2 protein-coding genes and 1 pseudogene are annotated in these 3690 nt (G+C 60.8%); 2 read left to right on the forward strand and 1 reads right to left on the reverse strand.

The features are described from left to right. Together AC1DOC_RS24370 and AC1DOC_RS24375 are read left to right on the forward strand one after the other, a co-directional pair. Window positions 1–444: pseudogene (locus AC1DOC_RS24370) on the forward strand (hypothetical protein); the annotation flags it as partial. Between the two features lie 37 nt (window positions 445–481). Continuing rightward, on the forward strand, window positions 482–2704 hold the full coding sequence (locus AC1DOC_RS24375) for an O-linked N-acetylglucosamine transferase, SPINDLY family protein (protein ID WP_478079847.1): 2223 nt from the start codon (window positions 482–484) through the stop codon (window positions 2702–2704). Window positions 2705–2717: 13 nt separating this feature from the next. On the opposite strand, the gene AC1DOC_RS24380 is transcribed toward AC1DOC_RS24375, so the two are convergent. Then, on the reverse strand, window positions 2718–3434 hold the full coding sequence (locus tag AC1DOC_RS24380) for a hypothetical protein (RefSeq protein WP_478130664.1): 717 nt from the start codon (window positions 3432–3434) through the stop codon (window positions 2718–2720). Between the last annotated feature and the right edge of the window lie 256 nt (window positions 3435–3690).

Genomic DNA, 3690 nt, shown 5'->3' on the forward strand with positions numbered 1-3690 from the left:
CCACCAGGCACCACAAAAATCGAGCGCGCCGACTTCGAGCGCCTGAGCACCAGGTTTCCCGTCAATTCAGGAGCCGGCTTGTCAGGCATTCCCGACGACAACGGCGTGATGGAGGTAGCCGAAGCGCCGACTGGCTTCATGGTCATCAAGCGCTCCGTCTTCGAAGCACTAGTGCAGCACTATCCGCACCTGCGCTACGTACCCGATGGATTCTGGTCCCCTCAGCGTGCGGCATTGTGCTACCGCTTCTTCGATGTGATGGTGGACGAATCGACTCAACGCTACCTGTCGGAAGACTACGCGTTCTGTCATCGCTGGCGTGCTATTGGCGGAAAGGTATTTGTTGATACGACCGTGCAGTTGGGGCACACGGGAAACTACGAATTCCGTGGGAAATTCGCCGATGCACTGTCGCGCCCCTATGCCATAGGCGGGCGCGAATAGATTCAAGTCGCCCTGGAGTTGAAAGGCTGCAAAGTTGATGGAGAGCACGACCATCGAGATCGATCACGATTTCAACGCGATATTGCGAATTCACCAAGACGGCCTTTGGGATCAAGCGGAGGCCGGCTATCAGAAAATCTTGAGCCGTGCTCCGCGCCATCATCCGAGCTTTGCGATGCTTGGTATCCTGGGCATCCAGCGAAGCCGCTTCGACGACGCCTTGCGCTTCGCTGATCTCGCCATCGCCATCGAGCCGCGCATTTCGAATACGCATGCAACCCGCGGCAGCGCCTTGCACGGGCTCAAGCGCTATGAAGAAGCGATCCAAGCCTATCAAGCGGCACTGGCCCTGGAGCCCGACGCGCATGATGTTCTGACGAATCTCGCGAATGCGTTGAAACGGCTGGGCCAGTTTGAGCGGGCAATGCAATGCTATGACCGAGCATTGGCAATGTGTCCGACTTCGAACGACGCGCATTACAACAGAGGCGTGGCGTTGCTCGAGAAAGGGCGGCACGCCGAAGCGCTGATCGATTTCGATGCCGTGCTGACAAGATCGAGCGATGACCTTGATGCCCGGTTCAGGCGCATCTACGCGTTGTGCGGCCTGCAGCGCCATCAGGAAGCCTTGGCCGAAAGCAACGATTCAATCGCTCGCGATCCATCGTCCGCGGATGCCTGGAGAGCCCACGGCCACGTACTCCTGGGAATGGGAAACTCCCTGCAGGCTGCGCAAGCGTTCGAGCGCGTGATCGATCTCGGCAGACCGTCGTCGAGCACTCGCGGTGAAGACCACTTCCTCGCCGCGCGCGCACTCGTCGGGGGAAGCCGACATGAAGAAGCGTTCCTTCATCTCGAACGCGCCCTGAAATCCGATCCTGTACCGGCTTACGCAGCAGGAGACCATTTCCTTGGCATGGCCCAGACGCTGCGCTGGCGCGACTTCGACCAGGTCAAGGCCCGTCTGTGCGAGGCCGTGAGGCGGGGCGAGTCGGCCGCCACGCCGTTTGTCATGGCGGTCGGGTGCGACGACCTCGACGTGATCCGCCAGGCGGGCGCGACGTTCATCGCGGACTTTGTCCCGGATGCCGAGCCGTTGCCGCTGCCCGAGCGCACCAGTCGCGAGAGGATCCGCCTGGGCTATTTTTCTGCGGACTTCCACGCGCATGCGACCACGCTGCTGATCGCCGAGCTTCTTGAAAAGCATGATCCCGCGAAATTCGAGGTGTTCCTCTTTTCTTTCGGGCCGTCGATTTCCGACGACATGACGGAGCGCCTGTCCCGATCAGTGGACCACTTCTTCGACGTCTCCGAGGCGTCGGACAGCGCGATCTGCGCCTTGTCCCGCAGACTGGAGATCGACATCGCGATCGATCTGAAAGGCTACACACAGAACTGCCGTCCGCGGATCTTCGCCGGTCGTGCCGCCCCGGTGCAAGTCAACTATCTGGGCTATCCCGCCAGCATGGGGTCCACATTCATCGACTACATCGTGGGCGATGCGGTCGTGACGCCGCCGGAACATGCGCCCTTCTACACCGAGCAGATCGTCACCCTGCCCCACTGCTATCAACCGAACGCTCCCGGCTTGCGATTGATCGCACCGATGCGCACTGACAGGGCGAGCGCCAGGATGGCAGCCGGCCTTCCCGCGAGCGGGTTCGTCTTCTGTTGCTTCAACAATACCTACAAGATCACTCCGACGGTTTTCGCCACGTGGATGCGAATCCTGCGTGCGGTCCCCCACAGCGTGCTCTGGCTGTACGAAACCGACAGCCGAGTCGGGCCCAGATTGCAGGAAGAGGCCGTGAAGAACGGCATTGAACCCGCACGGCTGGTCTTCGCGCCGCGCCAGTCCTTGGGCGAGCATCTCTGTCGGCATGCGCTGGCGGATCTGTTCCTGGACACGTTCCCATGCAATGCCCATACGACTGGAAGCGATGCTCTCTGGGCGGGCCTGCCCTTGCTCACCTGCCTCGGAACAACATTTGCCAGCCGTGTTGCCGCCAGCCTGCTCCATGCCGTCGGGTTGCCGGAAATGGTGATGCCCACTCTCGACGCGTATGTGACAAGGGCCATCGAGTTGGCCAGCGAACCCGGTGAACTCCTGCGTCAAAGAGGGCATCTGCGCCTGGCAAGGACGGATGCACCATTGTTTGATATCGACCGGTATCGATGCGGCATCGAAGACGCGTATCGAATGATGTGGGAGCGCTACACGCGATGCGAGCCACCGATGCCCCTCGTTGTTCCGGCATGATGGCACGGCGTGGCTACAGCATCATGTGGGCCCGCGAGATGGCCCCGATATCCCCGATGTGGTCGTAATTGCCGCCGTGCGTCATCCGAAACCACGGCACGCCCCAAATGCGTCCACCCACCTGGCGCACCTTGTGGCAAAAGGAGATGTCCTCCGAAACATGAAAACCGTCGACCACGGTGTCTTCAAAGAACAGGTGCAGTTCGACTTGCTGGGACCCCATTCGAACCTGCCGGGCACCGTGTGCGATGAGGCGTTCGAGGATGGGACGCCCCATCAGCATGACGCCGGTCCCGATGGCCTCGACTTCCACGGGCCGATCTTCGAACACCTCTTCCATGCGCCCCGATACGGGCTTGAACATGCCTTCGAACGATCCCGCCAGCGTGGCCAGATCCTGGCCAGTCAATTGAGGCTGCATGCGTGCCGCCGCCATCACGCGCTCCCAGTTCAAGCGCTTGCGTGGACTGATGGCAGCAACAATGTCGTACGGCCCCAGCGACTCGCTGGCCGCCAGCATGCGCATCAGATCCTCTGGAGGAAACGCCATGTCCGCATCGATGAACAACAAGTGCGAGAGCCTGTCATCGCGCAGGAACTCGTCAACAAGCAGATTGCGGGCGACCGCGACGACGCTCGAACTCGACGACCACAGCAGCCGGCACCCGATCCCCGCGTTCATCGCCTGCGCCTGAATGCCGAAAAGCGTGTTCGCGTAGCTCATCAGCACCGTGTTGTTGTACGCCGGAGTGGCGATTCCCAGATTTACGACTTTTCTTGCATTCGGCATTGTGCTTATCTTGGATGAATGAGATGCGGAGTTTCGCCAGAGTATGCGATGACGAAGAATCGTCAGGGCAGGTCTTCTGTGATGAATGCCCCCGCGCAAGCTCTGGCGTGTCCATCGCTCGGCAGAGCTACCGTAGATAGCGCCGCGTCACCAGGTGCCCAACGCCTCCTCCACCGCCAGCGTAACGGCTGCCAAC

This window comes from Variovorax sp. 01T439_2 (genome assembly GCF_056398445.1).